The organism is Candidatus Skiveiella danica (assembly GCF_022705245.1).
GTDB classification, from domain to species: Bacteria; Pseudomonadota; Gammaproteobacteria; order Burkholderiales; family Burkholderiaceae_C; genus Skiveiella; species Skiveiella danica.
This window is the reverse complement of record NZ_JAKJEW010000006.1, coordinates 130,385-146,710: the sequence shown is the minus strand read 5'-3', so window position 1 is coordinate 146,710 and position 16,326 is coordinate 130,385. Positions and strand designations below refer to the sequence as shown.

The 16,326-nt window shown below is 58.7% G+C and carries 15 protein-coding genes; 3 read left to right on the top strand and 12 right to left on the bottom strand.

Going from position 1 to position 16,326, the window contains the following annotated elements; all coding sequences use genetic code 11:
* On the top strand, positions 1 to 1,556 hold a 1,556-nt coding region (locus tag ACMUOY_RS05440; RefSeq protein ID WP_413891682.1), incomplete at its 5' end, for a glycosyltransferase.
* Positions 1,557 to 1,561: 5 nt separating this feature from the next.
* Positions 1,562 to 2,626, top strand: coding sequence for a PIG-L family deacetylase (locus tag ACMUOY_RS05435; protein ID WP_413891681.1), 1,065 nt, complete (start codon positions 1,562 to 1,564; stop codon positions 2,624 to 2,626).
* Here ACMUOY_RS05435 and ACMUOY_RS05430 read toward each other — a convergent pair.
* The 3 genes from ACMUOY_RS05430 to ACMUOY_RS05420 are packed head-to-tail and all read right to left on the bottom strand — an operon-like array spanning position 2,598 to position 5,426.
* On the bottom strand, positions 2,598 to 3,686 hold the full coding sequence (locus ACMUOY_RS05430) for a glycosyltransferase family 2 protein (protein WP_413891680.1): 1,089 nt from the start codon (positions 3,684 to 3,686) through the stop codon (positions 2,598 to 2,600). The two genes, ACMUOY_RS05435 and ACMUOY_RS05430, sit on opposite strands and share 29 nt — an antisense overlap.
* Positions 3,687 to 3,693: 7 nt before the next feature.
* Positions 3,694 to 5,076: a DUF2142 domain-containing protein gene (locus tag ACMUOY_RS05425; RefSeq protein WP_413891679.1), complete on the bottom strand. Its 1,383-nt coding sequence runs from the start codon at positions 5,074 to 5,076 to the stop codon at positions 3,694 to 3,696.
* A complete protein-coding gene (locus ACMUOY_RS05420) occupies positions 5,073 to 5,426 on the bottom strand; it encodes an EamA family transporter (RefSeq protein WP_413891678.1) in 354 nt (117 codons plus the stop codon). The genes ACMUOY_RS05425 and ACMUOY_RS05420 overlap by 4 nt, the downstream gene beginning before the upstream one ends.
* 387 nt (positions 5,427 to 5,813) lie before the next feature.
* On the opposite strand from ACMUOY_RS05420, the gene ACMUOY_RS05415 reads away from it, so the two are divergent.
* On the top strand, positions 5,814 to 6,866 hold the full coding sequence (locus ACMUOY_RS05415) for an acyltransferase family protein (RefSeq protein WP_413891677.1): 1,053 nt from the start codon (positions 5,814 to 5,816) through the stop codon (positions 6,864 to 6,866).
* Positions 6,867 to 6,885: 19 nt separating this feature from the next.
* On the opposite strand, the gene ACMUOY_RS05410 is transcribed toward ACMUOY_RS05415, so the two are convergent.
* The 9 genes from ACMUOY_RS05410 to ACMUOY_RS05370 all read right to left on the bottom strand — a co-directional run bounded on the left by ACMUOY_RS05410 (position 6,886) and on the right by ACMUOY_RS05370 (position 16,322).
* Positions 6,886 to 7,311, bottom strand: a complete 426-nt coding sequence (locus tag ACMUOY_RS05410) for a GtrA family protein (protein ID WP_413891676.1) — start codon at positions 7,309 to 7,311, stop codon at positions 6,886 to 6,888.
* Positions 7,308 to 8,282 (bottom strand): glycosyltransferase family 2 protein, encoded by a 975-nt coding sequence (locus tag ACMUOY_RS05405; protein ID WP_413891675.1) that lies wholly within the window; start codon positions 8,280 to 8,282, stop codon positions 7,308 to 7,310. The genes ACMUOY_RS05410 and ACMUOY_RS05405 overlap by 4 nt, the downstream gene beginning before the upstream one ends.
* Positions 8,279 to 10,270, bottom strand: a complete 1,992-nt coding sequence (locus ACMUOY_RS05400; protein ID WP_413891674.1) for a hypothetical protein — start codon at positions 10,268 to 10,270, stop codon at positions 8,279 to 8,281. Before ACMUOY_RS05400 ends, ACMUOY_RS05405 begins: the two co-directional genes overlap by 4 nt.
* Before the next feature lie 68 nt (positions 10,271 to 10,338).
* Positions 10,339 to 11,298, bottom strand: coding sequence for a glycosyltransferase family 2 protein (locus ACMUOY_RS05395; protein WP_413891673.1), 960 nt, complete (start codon positions 11,296 to 11,298; stop codon positions 10,339 to 10,341).
* Between the two features lie 82 nt (positions 11,299 to 11,380).
* The gene (locus ACMUOY_RS05390) at positions 11,381 to 12,349 is read right to left on the bottom strand and encodes a hypothetical protein (RefSeq protein ID WP_413891672.1); all 969 of its coding nucleotides are present in this window, start codon (positions 12,347 to 12,349) and stop codon (positions 11,381 to 11,383) included.
* Entirely contained in the window at positions 12,346 to 13,083 is a 738-nt protein-coding gene (locus ACMUOY_RS05385; protein WP_413891671.1) for a hypothetical protein, read from the bottom strand. Before ACMUOY_RS05385 ends, ACMUOY_RS05390 begins: the two co-directional genes overlap by 4 nt.
* A gap of 169 nt (positions 13,084 to 13,252) precedes the next feature.
* Complete coding sequence (locus ACMUOY_RS05380; RefSeq protein WP_413891670.1) at positions 13,253 to 14,269, bottom strand: GNAT family N-acetyltransferase; 1,017 nt, start codon at positions 14,267 to 14,269, stop codon at positions 13,253 to 13,255.
* 12 nt (positions 14,270 to 14,281) lie between these two features.
* A complete protein-coding gene (locus ACMUOY_RS05375; protein ID WP_413891669.1) occupies positions 14,282 to 15,364 on the bottom strand; it encodes an ABC transporter ATP-binding protein in 1,083 nt (360 codons plus the stop codon).
* A 166-nt stretch (positions 15,365 to 15,530) separates the two neighbouring features.
* The gene (locus ACMUOY_RS05370) at positions 15,531 to 16,322 is read right to left on the bottom strand and encodes an ABC transporter permease (protein ID WP_413891668.1); all 792 of its coding nucleotides are present in this window, start codon (positions 16,320 to 16,322) and stop codon (positions 15,531 to 15,533) included.
* Positions 16,323 to 16,326 lie beyond the last annotated feature (4 nt).

The following is a 16,326-nucleotide window of genomic DNA, read 5'->3' as shown; positions in this document are numbered from 1 at the left end:
AAGTGGGCAGCGAGTATTTCCTGGTAACCAATGTTGATCTGGAATTTGAGGCTAACACGCTGACGACTTTGTTGGACACAGCTGTTGCGGATGCGGCCGAGGTTGCCGCTTGGGAATGCAGGCAAAAGCCTTTTGAACACCCAAAAGACTACCACCCCGTCACCGGCGACACGGAATGGTGCTCCAGTGCTTGTGTACTGTTGCGAGCGTCCGCTGTCAGAGCCGTGGGCGGTTATGAGCCCCGGCTCTTCCTGTATGGAGAAGACGTCGAATTGTCTTATCGCTTGCGTGACCATGGCCATCGCCTGCGGTACGTACCGCAGGCCACTGTCTGGCACCATACGTATGAGGAAGCAGCGGAAGTAAAACCGCAACAATTTCTTGGCAGCACATTGGCAAACGTACTTCTACGTTGTCGCTATGGCAGATCGGATGAAGTTTTTCAGGGCTTTGCAATGTACCTGGGCCTCTTTTTCATGCCGATTCAATTCAAAGGCCAGCGTCGCGGCTTGCTGTCGAATCTTCTCCGGCTTTTCTGGCTGGCCCCGCAGTTCTTGACCACCAGACACCGGAGCCAACGGTCTTTCCCGTTCCGGATGTGGGATTACGCGATGTCGCGGGAAGGGGCCTTTTATCGCTATTCCGATCGCCCGCTCTCACAGCAACCTCTCGTCAGCGTATTGGTGCGCACCATGCCTGGCCGTTCGGGCAAACTGCGAGAGGCTGTTTCTTCAGTCGTTGCACAAACCTATCAAAATATCGAACTCGTAATCGTCGAGGATGGTGGCGCTACCGCGCAGCCGTTGGTTGACGCATTGCGCGCCACAAAGCGGTTTCCAAACTTGATCTATCTTCCCTGTGATAAAGCGGGGCGTTGCGTGGCAGGCAATACCGCGCTTAAGGCCGCCACCGGTACCTTGGTGTGTTTTCTGGACGATGATGATCTATTCTATGCGGATCACCTTGAAGTTCTTGTCGCCGCATGGGACAAGCAACCCCAGCTTGGAGCTGTCTACAGTCTGGCCTATGAGGTACGGTCGGACATCGTCAGTCACGAGCCATGGGTCTACCGCGATATCATGCATTGCCTGATTTACCGGCAGCCATTTAATCGCCCATTACTGTGGCATCACAACTACCTCCCCATCCAGACCGTCTTGTTTCAGCGCAAACTGTTCTTGGAATATGGGGGATTCGACACCGAACTCGAAAATCTTGAAGACTGGAACCTTTGGGTTCGCTACTCACTTCGACACGACTTTCTTCTTGTGCCCAAAGTCACGTCACTCTACCGAGTGCCTTCTGTGGCAGAGCACGCTGTTCAGCGCCAGCAACAACTGGATGAGTACTATGCGAAGGCGCAAGCCCAGCATGCAAAACTTCGCATCGAACTCAGCCCACCCGAAATCCTTGCTATTGCGCAGGCGCTTTCGCGCGAACTCTATGTGTCAGGTATCCCGACATCCTGGTTACGAAGTAAAGTCCTTGGTACACCCGTGCTAAGGAGGTTTTATCACCCTATTCGTCGCATCTGGCATAAATTTCGCAATAGGTGACCCCTATGGAGGACTGGTATCTACCCTACAGCCCGTCGTCATTGCCTGTCGCTCAGAACGTCCTGGTTTTGGCGCCGCACCCTGACGACGAGATCTTTGGTTGTGGTGGATGTCTGGCCCTCTATCGTCGAGCCGGGGTGAATATCCATGTATATGTCCTCAGCGACGGCGCAGGATACGCAGAAGCGGAGGATAGGGTCGAGATATACCTTACCCGGCAGGCTGAAACCAACGCTGCGTTGGCAAGCTTGGGCATTGGTCCTGCGGTTTTTGAAGGCTTGGCGGATCGCAGCCTGGCGGCCCAGGCTGAATTGAGTTCCCTCATTGCCGAAAAGGTGCGCCAGCACCAGGTTGACGTGATTCTGGCGCCCTCCATGTGGGAAATTCATCCGGACCACCTTGCCACTTTTCGAGCGGCTTGGTCCGCTGCAGCTGAATTGCTGCGCGCCGGTGAACCCGTTCCGACCTTACTGCTATATGAAGTGGGGGCACCCCAATGCGCCAACCTGCTCGTTGATATTACGCAGGTCTGGTCCGAAAAGCAGAGCGCCATGCTTTTGTTTCCTTCCCAGTTGGCCCATCAGGACTACACACGCCATATCCAGGCCCTCAACACCTATCGCACATACACCCTACCTGCATCGGTTCGTTTTGCCGAAGCATTGAGTCTCGTCACACCCGACCAGATAGCCTCAGCTGATGAACCAGGATTCGACCCGATCCACCACATGATGAAAGTACGGATGGATTCGGCAATGATCGCAGCTGAAGAAGACAATTCTGTCCTGCAAAGTGCCCTTGGGAAACGCACCGAGGAACTTCAACGGAGGACCGCAGAAGCCCAGCGAGCAGAGACGGCATTCGATCTGGCGACAAGCCGTGCGGAAGCCATCAGGCGCCAACTCGACGAAGCGGGTCTATACCAGCAGCGGCTCTGCAGCCAGTTGGCTGAGGCTCAGCGTGACCGCGACGAAGCACGGCAGCGACTCGAAATGACGTTGAACTCGCGAGCTTGGCGCATCACCGCGCCCCTGCGCTGGCTCAGCCGCCTGCTGCGGAGTTTTCGCTGACGTAAAGCCGAGCATCCGGGGCGTCCGCAAATGCGGGGCCCAGCCGCAGGTACAGAGGGCCTGCACCCAGGCGCGCCATCAGTGGCGCAGGCAGCGCCACTGATGGCCCTTGACCCAGCTGTCCGATCGCAGGTACCAGCAACGGTGATGGACTGACCTCCAGCAACCAGCCGGCGTACCATTCGGAGGGCACCGCAATGGCCTCGGGCAGATGAGACAAGGCTTCGTATTGCAACGGTTGTCGGCGCGCCGGCTGCGCGGTGCAACGAGACAACCGTTCTGCCCAGGCACCCTTTCCCTCAAAGTGCTGCTTCAAGTAGATTTCTTTGGATGCCTCCATCATTCCGATCTTGGCTGCTGAGTGACTCCATTCATGCAATGCGGTTGCACGAGGCACCAGCGCCAATGCCATACCCGCTCGTCGAAGGCGCAGGCACAAGTCGGAATCCTCGTAATACATGAAATACGCGGGGTCGAACAGACCGCCTGCCGCCAACGCTGATGATCGACGCACCATCATGGCGCCGCCCGAAAGAGCCCGTTGTCGTACCACTTCGTCTTGGGCCGTCCATGCCTGCAGCGCAAGACGGCGGTAGGCGTGCGACAAGCGTCTCGCCCACCGAGGCAGGCGCCAGGCCTGCTCGACGCTCCACATTCCGATGCCCGTGGGCAACCAAGCGGGTGGCAACAGCCAGCGGCCTGATGGCTCCCACCACTGCGTGGGACTGACTGCGCCCAGCTCCGGATGGGCATGGAGTGCCGCCGCCAGAATCGGGATGCAGCCTGGCATTGCCCGGGCGTCCGGGTTCAGCAACATCACCAGGTCGGTGTCGGTGGCGGCGAAACCGAGGTTGCAGGCAGCGCCAAAACCGGTGTTTCTTTTGTTGACCAGCAACTGCGCCCGGCCATCAAGAACAGCTTTCAGGAGTTCCGCTTCGGCGGGGCTTTCGCTGTTGTCCACCACAACGACATGGGCGCCTGGTGTATCCGTCAGCACGCTGTTGACGGCGCCCGCGGTCAGATCCGCGCAAAAAAAGTTGACGATGATCGTGGCCACCATGGAGTGGTCATCCTGCGAAACGATCCTGAAGCCCCAAGATCAGCGCAGTCAGGCTCAAGCCAGCGAAAGCAGCCAGCAACAACCAGTCCATGCATTGCCGCCACAGCCCCCGTGTCCGTCCGAATCCCCCCAATGCATAAGCCGTTAGCAGGACAGGAACCACGAAATACCGGCCTTGCACCCCCAAAATAACCGAGGCGGGATGGGGAGTCCAGGTCACCAGCAATGCCAGGAAGACGAGTGAGGCCGAAGCAATTGCTATTGCCAACAATACCGTACGGGCCTGAACATCTTCAACGCCCTTCCGCCAAGAGAGGGATGCCAGTGCACACAAGCAAAGGCCCACCCCCAGCCAAGGGTAAAAGAAGGAACGCAGCGGCGCATCCAGCCAGCCCAGATTCCCGACAAAAGATCGGAAGTAGAAATCTCTCAAGTCCGCATTGAGGAGCGTGCGCCAGACGACGCGCACGTAATCCTGAGGAGACTTCAAATAATGGCGCAGCACTTCCACCGTCCCATGACTGCGCACAACCCTCAGGTCCGTTGTCGAAAGCAGGGCATACGCCACCCATCCCAATGATGCCAGCACCAGTCCGATCCCCAGATAAAGATCGCGTCTATGCCGATGTTTCCAGAAGAGAAAAAAGGGCATCAGCAGCATTGGCAACAGATGCACCCTGCTGCCGACCACAATCAAAAGACTGGTCGCCAGGGTCCAAGAGGCCCATCTCGGCGTTACCTGCCCTCCACGCAGGACGGACAAGAAAATACTGATCGCGAGAAGCGCAAGACTGGTTGTAAGTCCATCCAGGCTGGGAGACAGAAGCTGAAACACGCTCATCGGAAGCAGCAACACCGCCAGCACCAATGACGGCGGGCGGAGCAATGAAAAACTCCAGGCGAGCAGGCCGAGGCAGGCAAGCAGTACGGCCATTCGCGCCAACCGGTAGGATCGGTCAACAGAGAGTCCCGCCCACTCACCAGCCCGCAAACCCACGGCATGGGGTAGATACGCCAGAGGCATGTAATAGCCCGTTCCGGGCATTTCAAAGAAGGCCCTACTTACTTCACCCTGCCATCGCGTGTTGTCCAATTGGGCGCGCTCGCTGGCACTAAGGTGCCTGGCAGGATGTCCGGGGAGGGTCATGTAGCCATTGATGAAAGACACCAGCCCCCCATCCACCCATCCACCGGAATTTCGGCTCGGCAGCGTCGACAATGTCAGGTCTCCGTGCGCCAAAAGGTACGCCCTTGCCACATGCTGGTTTTCGTCAGGTGACTGCATCGGTGGGATCTTCAGCGAAAGCAACCAACCGGCCAACGCAAGCAAGAGGCAGATCAATAACCTGCCGCGGTGATTCTGAAAGAACTCAGACAGGCTGGATATCATTCCGTGCCCACCGAAATCCAGATTCCCGCACCGATCAGTCCTGCACCCACGAAGGTTTGCCAGCGCAACGGCTCTCCCAAGAACCAGTGCCCCAAGATCGGTACCAGCACGAAGGCCATGGCCACGAAAGGGTACGCCAGTCGCAGCGGTGCCTGGCGCAGGACTGCTATCCACAATGCGGTGGAAAGACCGTAAACCACCAGCGCGCTCAGAAGGTACAGGTTGCGACCAATTGACAGCCATAAAGGACCGTCGCCATTCATCGCAACGGCAGCCAACTTGAACAGAATCTGCCCGACCGATAGTCCTATGACCGTTGTCAAGGTCAACAAGAAAAGGGGAAAACTCATATGAGACCCGGGGACAGTCCGGCCTGAGAACAGTGTGGTGTGGTGGCCAGGTGGCCGAACGCGCGAGCCGCTTGCTACCTCGTACAGTGCGAAGCGACAACATCAAACGCCCGAACGGTTGCCTCAACTTGATGCTGGCGTTCTGGGTCGGGTGATTGTAAGACAGGATGTACGCATAATGGACAGCTTTTGACTACGGAAAAAAGGGGCGAAACCACCATGGGCTCTATGGCGGAACTGACACATTTGAGCCAGTTTGAAAGGTGGCTTCGACGTTGTATTACGTCAATCACTTCGAAACTTGAGCGGACAGCACCGCAGCCCTCAATATCGTCATGGCTCGTCAATTTGTCTCGATGGCGCCGACCAATGAGTGGTCCATTGGTCATGAACAATCAAACAACAATGGAAGGTCAGCTGGATCGGCGCACCAACAACTTTGACCTGCTGCGATTGGTTGCGGCCTGGTTCGTGTTGTTCAGTCACTGCTACCCACTTACCGGGCAGCCGGTGCTTGATCCCTTTGCACGCCACACAGGAATCGACACGCTTGGCGGGATTGGGGTATCCATCTTCTTTGTCCTCAGCGGATATCTGGTGACGAATTCGCTGGAACGCTCGTCGAGTGTGTTTTCTTTCGCAAGGAAGCGTGCGTTCCGGATATTCCCTGCGCTTGCGGTGTTGACGATTTACTGTGCCTATTGGCTTGGGCCCGTCCTCACGACCCTACCACTCGAGACCTATCTCAAGCACCCGCAGACGGCCGCTTACCTCTGGAACATATCCGCATGGAAAATTCAATATGCCCTACCCGGAGTGTTCGCGACGAATCCCTTGCCCGTCGCCGTCAATGGGTCACTGTGGTCCTTGCCCTACGAGATCAGTTGTTACTTTGCATTGACATTTCTGTGGTTGCTGCGCGTTCCCCGGCGTGCCGCTGTCAGCGGCGCGGTCATGACTCTTGGGTTCCTCCTCTACTCAATGCCCCTGATATCACCAGAAATCCCTCATGAACAATACCTTGGGTTAACAGCAGTCAAACTAGGTCTTTTTTTTGCCATTGGTGCGTGGTTTAGCCTGTGGCGCGGTACGGTAAGACCGTCATTGTGGTTGGGTGCCCTGCTCATTGGAATTTCGGTCGCGATGAACCACTCGAACGTGCAGACAGCCGTGTTTGTCTTCGGATTTTCTGTATTCGTCTTGGCGCTTGGAAGCCGGCGAGGACTTTTGCCCAAGCTGCCGGAAAAAATGGGCGACTGGTCATACGGTTTGTATCTGTATGGCTTTCCCGTGCAGCAGGTTCTTGCGATGTTCGGGTTGGCAAGCGCCGGCGTCGCCGTGTTTGCAATGGCCAGTACGACGATCGGTTTGGCGTGCGCGGGGCTGTCGTGGTTCTTGGTCGAGAAGCCTGCACTTGCCATCGGGCGGTCGAACCGCTGACAGCCGTGCCGCCGTTAAGCTATTGAGGTGGGCTTTGAATCTGGCCGCGGCGAAGCAAGAGGTACCGCGCTGAAAAAAAATTGACCATCAGGCCGGCAATGCTTCCGGCAGCCACGCCCGTCAACGGGGCCAGCGGATGAGTGGACCTGTCGATGATTGCTGCGTAGACGGCATAGTTCAGCAAAGCCCCACCCCCCATGGAGGCAAGATAGCTGAAATACTGACGCGTCAGATGTTTGAATCCTGCGCGCTTCGCGGCAATCGCACTGCGAAAAGTGAAGTGGCGATTGAGTTGCCAGTTTGCGGTGGTGGCTGCCACGAATGAGAGAGCACGGGCGCCATACCAGCCCAGCCATCCGGCAGTCGCGTACAGGACGGCTGAATCGATGATGAAACCCACTGTTCCGACCGCGCCAAAAACAAGAAACTGCTTCCGGAGGCTCATTGCGAGTGATTCGGCTGTTCGGCGGGATCGGTAACCGGTGTTGCGGGTATGTAGCGCTGCACGAAATACAAGGGGCGACCTTTGGTTTCGTTATAGATCCTGCCCAGATATTCGCCAAGGATGCCGACGAAGAGCAGCTGCACGCCGCCGAGAAACAGGATAGTGACCATCAATGTCGGATAACCCGCCACCGGATCTCCCCATACCAGAGTCTTGATGAAGATCCAGGAGCCTGCGATGAACGCGGACAGGGAAATAGCCATTCCCAGATAGGAGGCCAGCTTGAGCGGCAGGATCGAGAATGAAGTGATGCCCTCCAGTGCGAAGTTCCAAAGTTTCCAGTAATTGAACTTGGTGGTGCCCGCGGCTCGCGGGTCGCGCCGGTACTCAATGGCCTTGGACGGAAACCCGACCCATGCGAACAGGCCTTTCATGAAACGGTGCTGCTCCCGAAGCTGCAGCAAGGCCTGGACCGCGCGGCGGCTGAGCAATCGGTAATCGCCCGTATCGGCAGGGATCTGCACGTTCGAAAGACGCGTCATCATGCGATAGAAATAGGATGCGGTGGCTTTCTTCAGCCAAGTTTCGCCGTCGCGGTCGGTCCTGCGGGCATAGACGACATCAAACCCTTCTTCCCACACCCGCAGGAAATCAGCAATGAGCTCAGGGGGGTCCTGCAGATCGGCATCAATCACGATGATGGCATCGCCCCGTGCGTGCTCGAGACCCGCGGTCATCGCTATCTCCTTGCCGAAATTGCGCGACAAGTCCACGCTGGTGACGCGTGGGTCGCATGACTGGAGTGCCTCAATGGCAGCTTGGGTGCCGTCGGTGCTGCCATCGTTGACGTAGAGGATTTCCCAGGTGTACTGGGACAGTTCCGCGATGACCTGGCTTGTGCGCGCATGGAACGCGGGAAGAACCTGAACTTCGTTGTAGGCAGGTACGACGATGGAAACCTGTTTTTTCATACGCTGCCCACTTGTTCACGAAGAGCTTTGCGCCGGTCGGGGAGCCATTGGCGAAGTAACAGGGCGATCTGGGTGGCCACAAGGATTGTCAGCAAATCAAGTGCCAGTTGCGCGGCCCACAAGTGCTTGCTCAAATCGCGGATGCCTTCGCCCAGCAAGCTCACCACCATTTGGCTGGGGATGAACAGCGCAAGGAAAAGGCTGGCCGTTCCCAGCCAGAGGGCACCCGGCAGGCGAAGCAGGCCCGCGAGCAGGCCTGCGGCAACCAATAGGGGCCAGGCGCGCGTGACGTAGGCATCGCGCAACTCGCTCAACTGCACCAGCCAGCGACCATAACCAAATGAAATTCGGTCAGCGGGTACGATGTATCGGAGTTCTTTGAACACATGAAAATACTGTACGGTGAAATGGTGAGGCAGGGCGTAAGCTGCCAGACGCCACAGCAGGGTTGGGTGCTGCAGATAGGGAGACAGGACATCATGCAATTTCAGGGTTTGCTTGCCGAAGCAACTGTGGTTCTCGCGGCGCGCTGTGCTTCCGCCAGGGCCTGCGGCCTTGTTGCCCCAGGCATCGAGTCCAACGCAGTCCACTTGCGCTGCGTTGAGACCCAGGTCGCGCAATTCGTCGGGTGAGAGCAGCAGGTAGGCACCGTAGTAAGTGGCGTGGTGATAGTTGAGCTGCTGGTAGGGGTTGTGGAGCGAGGGCAGGACACAGATCGTCTGGACGCAGAGCAGCGCCGCAATCATGGGTCGGCTCAATGGCAACTGGAGACGCAGCCGTTGCCACGCCAGACAGAGCAGCACAAGCGCGGGCACATAGAAGAACTGCACTTTGGAAATGCCAAACAGAAATGCACCGAGCACGATCAACAACGCCCGCTGTGTACCGGGACCCGTCAGGAGGCCCAGCACAAGTACGACGCAACCCAAGAGCGTCGCGTACTCGTTGTAAAAACTCTTGAGAACGCCAATATTGTGAGCCTGAAATAGCACCATGCTGATCATTGAAAAGACAAAGGCTTGCCCCAGGAGGCGCAGGCCCACCAACGCAGCGATACGCACGGCCATGAGATGACCAAGCCACAGGAGCAGCACTTTGGCTGAGATGGATTGCCATCTCACATCGAAATAAATCCCGCTGGTCCATTGCTGCAGATAGCCGAAGAGTCCGAAAAAGAAGACACCGGATTCAAAGTGATCGGGTCTCTGAAAGCCTTCGGGCCGGAACTCCCAAAGTCGACCCGTCCCGTCAAGCGGATGCGTCAGCATGAAGGCGACGGTCCTGAAGAAGTCACCGCTGTCAAGAAAGGTGATTTGCTCCGACAGAACGACCAGTGCCAAGCCGATGCAGGACACATAAGCCGAATACAGCGCGACATGCCGCGAGTTTGACAGTGTGGTTTTCGGCAGGTCTCCCTTGCCCCATCGCCTTCGGTAGAGAAGGCCGCCAGCGACCAGAAGCGGCGGGAGAATGAGCAGCAAGAGCAGTCCGGGATTGGGGCTCGAATAGCCTTCAACCTCGTATAAAGAGACCCAGGCAGGTGACTTGTGAACAATGACCTTAACCATCCGGACGCCGGTTGTTTGCGGATTCAGAGGCACATCAATCGCAAGCTTGTCAGCCCACTCCCTGCTGACAGTTCCGCCGTGGCTGGTCCATGTTCCTGTCGTGCCTGAAGGGTCGGTACTCGTTTGAATTTCAAACGAGACCTGTCCATTGGGCGTCATGTTCGGAAGCAATACCACCCTGCCCAAAGCGATCGGCTTTGCGAGCGAAATCATGAATGAGCCAGGAGCACCGCCCCCCAGGTTTCTGTTGGTCTTGACGTCTCCATCCGTGATGGCGCCGGGCGGACCAAATTGCGCCTGGGGACACGACGCGCAGGTGTCGGTCACGGTGGCGCCGAGCAGCAGATTCTGCGCGCTGGCGAACGTGGCGCCGAGTGTGGTGATGCAAACAAAGACCAGCCGCAAGAGTGCCCGATTCATGGGTTGGGTATTGAAACGCAATCTGGGGATAGTGTAGTGGTTCAAAATGCTGCTTTGAAAACTTGGGATCAGTCGGGCAGATCGACGTGAATGGGTCGGCGTGGCATATTCGCGACATCGAAGGCGACAAACGCCAGCAACAGCTGCAACCCTACCAGCGTTGGCAGGGCCGCCAGCATGATTGTGCCCGTGGGTGTTGCTGTCCCGGTTGCGATGGACCTTGCCCAGTGCTGCCCGCCGAAAAGCAGGCCGAAGAGCAGCATGACTGATCCTGCAACCAGTTCCAGCGATGCCACAGTCATGTCGCGCAGGAAGTAGTTGTAAAAAATCCGCTTGCTGAAATTGCGCAAGTGTTTGCCCGCGAATTCGAGAAAGATCTTGTGGATTTTCAAGTTGCTGGTTTCTGTTCCATACACAGCATCCATCGGAATGTCCACAACGACCGCCCGCACCGTGTTCAGCCGGAACAACAGGTCTGTTTCAAAGAAATAGCGCTCGCTGATCTTCTCCATCGGCAGGTGGCGCAATACCTTTGCATGGATTGCAGTAAACCCGTTGGTGACGTCAAACAGATTCCAGTATCCCGTTGACAGTTTGGCCACAAACGAAAGCAGTGCGTTGCCCACCAAACGCCTCGCAGGCATCCGGACGACCTGTGCCAGATCGTAAAAGCGATTGCCCTTCGTATAGTCTGCCTGTCCTTTGATGATCGGGGCGACAAAGAGAGGAATGAGGCCCGGATCCATCTGGCCATCGCCATCCACTTTCACCACCACATCAGCCCCGTTGCGCAGTGCCTCGGCGTAGCCCGTCATTACGGCGCCGCCAACGCCAAGATTGCGCGGGTGCCTTAAGACCTTGACACGCGGATCCTGGCAGTGTTCAGACACAAAATCACCGCTAGTCTGCGGGCAAGCATCATCGACCACGTACACCTGAGACACCTCCGGCCCCAATCGGGCAATGACATCCAGAATGTGGTCCTTCACGCGGAAACATGGAATCACGACTGCAATAACGGTAGCCATCACGAAGAGATTTCAGAGATCTGGGCATGGCGAAAAAAACGCTGCTCGCGCGCGTTTGTGCGGCCGGGGCTGGCAGCTGTCATCATGCCACCGGTTCGGTCGGAGGCATGAATGGTAGCAAGTCTGCAGCCCACCACCCTCCCGGGTTGGCCATGATCGCGTCTGACATAAATGCATAAACCCGATCAATCGTTGCAGGATCGTTCGACGGCCCTGGAGGGCACAGCGTCAATTCGTACCTGCCGGTTGATGTCGGCGCGCAGATGAACCCTCCAAGATCACTTCCGGTGCGCTGGGCCAGTCGCAGTGCGCCTGCTGCCAGCGTGCGTTGTCCACCCAGAAAATTGACAGACATCGCCGCGCCACCCGGCAGCACCGGGGCGTCGGCCAGCACCACAAGCGTTTCGTGACGTTCCAGCATGCGGTAAAACGGCCGCAGCCCAGACTCCATGTCAATGACGCGCCCGCCATTCAAGTAGGTTTCAAGACCGCGGTACTTGTCATCAAAATGTCGCCGGACTGCCGGATCCACGCGAGGATCCTGAGTCACGGAAGAAGACATCGAATTGACGACGCCGCCCGTGCGGCCGAGAAAGGCGATGCCCAGACAGAAACTTTCGTAATGCGGTGTCAGCAAAACCAGGCCGCGGCTGCGCCCGGCGCAAACAATTGATGCGCCGGGCGGTGTGAAGACACAGTGCAATTCCCGCACGCGGTCCGCGGCCAGCAGTTGCGCTTCGTACTCGTCACGGGCTTCAGCGACAAAACGCGCGTCGCGCCATGCCATCAGTTGGGACTCGTCGGCCGTTACCGGCAGGTGCCGAAAGCCCGCCAGGCTTTGTTGCCGAATGTGCCGAAACCCCAGCGCGACTGAACGCCAGTCCCGGCCCGTCGCAGCGTTCAGGTGTCCCCGCAATTTTGCGAGCGAAAACCCCCAAGCCAACGGCAGACGGGCCATAGAAGGCAGCAGCCATGCGAAATCAAGATGGTGCAGCCACGAAACGCACCGCCAGATCAACTTGCGGGTTGGGGCTCCAAAGGATGATTTCATGGCGCCACCCAGGCGATCGAATCGACAAAGGCAGCCACATCCCCAGGCCGGGTGATTTCGAAACAGGGAGTGCTCACGGGCAGGCGGTGCGCCCATTTCAACTCGAAAGCATGTCCGTTTGCCTTGACACGCTCGAAAAGCTCGCGTGGCATCGGTCCGCTTGACGGCGTATCGGACCAATGCTCGCAATAGGCGTCCACAACCGCACTCGCCAGGCCGGCCTCCTGTGCCTGAAGCACCAGATCCGTCGCATAGAAATCAAAACCGAGAGCCGGGTCCATTCTCAAAGGTGAATCCACGCGCACAGCCAGCAAGAGTTCATCAAGGCTGTTGACCGGGCAGGGCAGGGCGGCCGGTTCCTTCAACAACTGTCCCCGATCGAGCACATGTCCTGCCCGCACAGCGCTGCGTCCCGCGCCGCTGATTCCATAGGCGCCGGCCACGGCCAGATTCGGAAATCTGAATCGCGCGTCGCGCAAGGCGGCCGCGAACCGGCGGTCCCAGCCTTCCGGCAAGAACACATCCTGATGGGCCCAGACCAGCCATTCTGCCCGTGGGCGGCTGTCCAGGGTGGCATTGAACGCCATGGCTGCGGAGTTGCAATTGAAGTGGGCCACCCAAGGCAGGCCGCCGCGCTGAAGGCAGGGGGAGGCGGCGAGCCGAGCAGACAAAACGTCGATCCGGCTGACGCCCGTCACCAACATGAGATCGGGAAGTCGGATTGCCTCGGACATCAGCAACTCCTGTCGTCAAAAAAGGGGCTGGCAACGTGCCGTCTACACGGAACTTGGCCGGACCTATCGCCTCCAACCGAGGTGGAGTGGAGCTCGCCGTAAGCAGTCCATATAGACCGCAAGGCTTGACGCCCACCGAACGTCGGCCTGATATTCTTAATGAAATGCATCATAGGAAATCGGTGTCGCCTGCCATCAGCCACCAGTCAAGATGCTGCACCTGTTCCTCCGTCATGTCGGATGCCTTCGGTACGCCCAAAACGGCGGCCACCGAGCGCTGCGTCACGCCCGTTTCGGCCAGCCGACGGGCCACAGCGGGCGAGGCCCATGTCGTCAGGCCGGCCGAACCCGACCGCGCGGCCTCCAGGCGAGCCAACGTGCATGCCATCGGCAACAGCGCGAGCGGACCCACCCAATCCAGCCACTGCAGGTAATTCGGGGCTGCTACGGTCGGCCCGAGCACCACCACGCCGCACGGCAGCCTCTGCCAGGGGCGTCGAAGCTGCACGAAACGGTAGGCTTGGTCGGGTCGCATGGCAAAGCGCCATCGCAGGTAGGCTGCGTCGCGAACTCCCATGGAATACCGGCCTGCTTCTTGCTGCATTGCGGACCAGGCATGGGTGACCCTGCGGTCAAATTCGGGGTGATCCACGGCCAGAGTTTCTGCACGCCATGACCATCCCGGACGAGGAAGGGCGCCAGTGCCGCTCCAACTCAGCGCCTCCACTGGTCCGCTATCCCAGCTAAGCCCCATCTTCACGGCCAGCCGCAAATGCCGTTCGTTCGGAAAGCCAAACGCGGCAAAAAAATCCTTTGCAGGGCCCAGCCGGCTGGAGTAAAGCCTTTCCGACACGTGATAAAAAGGCCCGCGGCGCCTCAGGACACCCCGCCACTCGGGTGCCACCATCACATCGCCGATCTGCAGGTCACGTGCCGGTCGGCCATGATGCAGCACGGTGCGCGGCGTGCCTCCGCAGTGCGCCACCAGTTCATGGCCTTGCCACAGACCCACCGCCTCGCCGCCGCCATGGCGGTACTTCCAGTCAAACCAGGCTGCATCCACTGTCGAACCAAAAACACGGCGGTGCAGGCCCAAGACAGCTGTGCAATCGGATGGGCCGACATCCCGAAGTGTAAAAACCGTTCCAGCGATCTCGAGCATCTGGGCTCCGGCGTCGTATGTCATGGGCTGACGTTTTTAAGCCTGCCACTCATGGGGCAAGGTCACCACGCCCTGCTCCAGGCCGTGTTGGGTCACTTCCAGTTGCAGACACTGTTCCACCTGATCGTATGGGTGCACGCCGTCCTCTGTGGTCAGAAAGCAGGTCACCGAATAGCGCCCCTTCAGCAAAGGCAGCCGCCTGAACAAGAGGGTCGCCTGTCCGCGTCCATCGCTGTCCATACGCAGCGTCACACCGTCATTGACCGAGCCGGCGCTGGCGACGGTCAACCCCGTCGCATCGGAGAAACCCACCGCCACGCCGGGAACCGGCAGGGACGGATCAATGGCGAACTCGATGGTGATTGCGACATCGGTCTCGCTCGAGTGCACATGCACCTGCCGGCCCTCCTCGTACTCGGTGCGGGCCACGGCACGAACAATTCGCCCGGTACCCTCAGGAACAGCTGTGCGCATCTGCCCAGGCGGGGCGTACGATGCGGCTTGCGACGCAAAGCCGCCCCCGGAAGCCAGGCTGGCGTTGTAGGCGCTGGTTACTTCCGCTGCCGAGCCTTGCAACCGCAGTTTGCCCTTGTCGATCCAGATCGCACGTGAGCACAAGGCCTCCACCTGGTACATCGAATGCGAGCAAAACAAGATCGTCTTGCCTGAATCCTTCAGCCGCATGATCCGGTCAAACGATTTGCGCGCAAATGCACCGTCCCCCACGGCCAGCGCTTCGTCAATAACCAGAATATCGGGCTCCACGCTCGTGGCCACCGCAAAAGCCAATCGGACGAACATCCCGCTCGAATAGGTCTTCACAGGTTGATGGACAAACTCCCCGATATCGGCAAATGCCAGTATTTCATCCAGACGTTCCTCCACCTCGTGATGCTTCAGTCCGAGAATGGCGCCATTCATGAAGACATTCTCGATGCCGGTGAACTCCGGGTTGAACCCCGCCCCCAGTTCCAGCAGGGCCGCCACCCTGCCGTGCACCTGCAGACGGCCCGTGGTCGGTGGCAGGGTGCCGCACAGCATCTGAAGCAAGGTCGACTTGCCGGCGCCGTTGCGCCCCACCAGGCCCACCACTTCGCCGGGCCTGATCAGCAGATCCACTTCGCGCAATGCCCAGAACTCGCGGCTGAACTGTCGCCACCGTCCCCACAGCAATTGCTTCAGTCGGTCACTGGGGTGGGCATACAAACCGTAGCACTTGCCCAGGCCGCGGGCTTCAATCGCATAACTCTGCGCTTGCGAGGCGGGGGCCACCATGGAGGCCGATTCAGACAACATCGGAAAACCCGGGCCTGAGCCGACGGAAAAGGGCGGCGCCCGCCCAAGCCACCGCCAGACTGGCAACGAAGCTCAAGAAACAGAGGCTCCAATCCGGCCACTGCCCCTCCAATAGTACCGTGCGTGTCTGGGTCATGATCGGTGCCAGCGGGTTCAGCCACATCCAGTCACGCAGGCCACCCGGCAAGGCATCCACGGGAAAAAACACCGGGCTCATGAAGACCAGCGCCGTCATCGCCATCGACAATATCTGGCCGATATCACGTATAAAAGTGCCCACTGCGCTCAGACCCCAGCCCAAGCCCAGGCAAAGTGGCAGCAAGGGCAACCACACCAGGGGCAAGGCCAGCGCCGACAACGGCACCGTCCCCATCCCCAGCCACCGCAGGCCTAGCAGCGCTACCGCTGCGATGCCCAAATGCGCCAGTGCAGCCATCACACTGGCCCAGGGGAGGACTTCCACCGGGAACACCACTTTCTTCACCAGATGCGGTTGTTCCACGATCAGCAGCGGTGCCCGGTTCACACACTCGGCAAAGAAATTGAACACGGCAAGGCCCGCATAAAGGCGCAACGCAAAGGCCAGATTCCCCTCGCCCGGGGGGCTCCAGCGGACTTGAAACACATGCCGGAACACCAGGGTATAGACCACCAGCATCAACAGCGGTGTCAGCACCAGCCAGGCCGTACCCAGCCAGGACTGGCGGTAGCGCGTGTGCACCTCCCGTCGGGCCAACTGGCCAATGAGGCCGGCGTGGCGCAACGGAAACAGGTACGACAAAAGG

Coding starts and splice junctions, on each gene's coding strand:
- ACMUOY_RS05435 (WP_413891681.1), top strand. CDS start 1,562: ATGGAGGACTGGTATCTACCCTACAGCCCGTCGTCATTGCCTGTCGCT.
- ACMUOY_RS05430 (WP_413891680.1), bottom strand. CDS start 3,686: ATGGTGGCCACGATCATCGTCAACTTTTTTTGCGCGGATCTGACCGCG.
- ACMUOY_RS05425 (WP_413891679.1), bottom strand. CDS start 5,076: ATGATATCCAGCCTGTCTGAGTTCTTTCAGAATCACCGCGGCAGGTTA.
- ACMUOY_RS05420 (WP_413891678.1), bottom strand. CDS start 5,426: ATGAGTTTTCCCCTTTTCTTGTTGACCTTGACAACGGTCATAGGACTA.
- ACMUOY_RS05415 (WP_413891677.1), top strand. CDS start 5,814: ATGAACAATCAAACAACAATGGAAGGTCAGCTGGATCGGCGCACCAAC.
- ACMUOY_RS05410 (WP_413891676.1), bottom strand. CDS start 7,311: ATGAGCCTCCGGAAGCAGTTTCTTGTTTTTGGCGCGGTCGGAACAGTG.
- ACMUOY_RS05405 (WP_413891675.1), bottom strand. CDS start 8,282: ATGAAAAAACAGGTTTCCATCGTCGTACCTGCCTACAACGAAGTTCAG.
- ACMUOY_RS05400 (WP_413891674.1), bottom strand. CDS start 10,270: ATGAATCGGGCACTCTTGCGGCTGGTCTTTGTTTGCATCACCACACTC.
- ACMUOY_RS05395 (WP_413891673.1), bottom strand. CDS start 11,298: ATGGCTACCGTTATTGCAGTCGTGATTCCATGTTTCCGCGTGAAGGAC.
- ACMUOY_RS05390 (WP_413891672.1), bottom strand. CDS start 12,349: ATGAAATCATCCTTTGGAGCCCCAACCCGCAAGTTGATCTGGCGGTGC.
- ACMUOY_RS05385 (WP_413891671.1), bottom strand. CDS start 13,083: ATGTCCGAGGCAATCCGACTTCCCGATCTCATGTTGGTGACGGGCGTC.
- ACMUOY_RS05380 (WP_413891670.1), bottom strand. CDS start 14,269: ATGACATACGACGCCGGAGCCCAGATGCTCGAGATCGCTGGAACGGTT.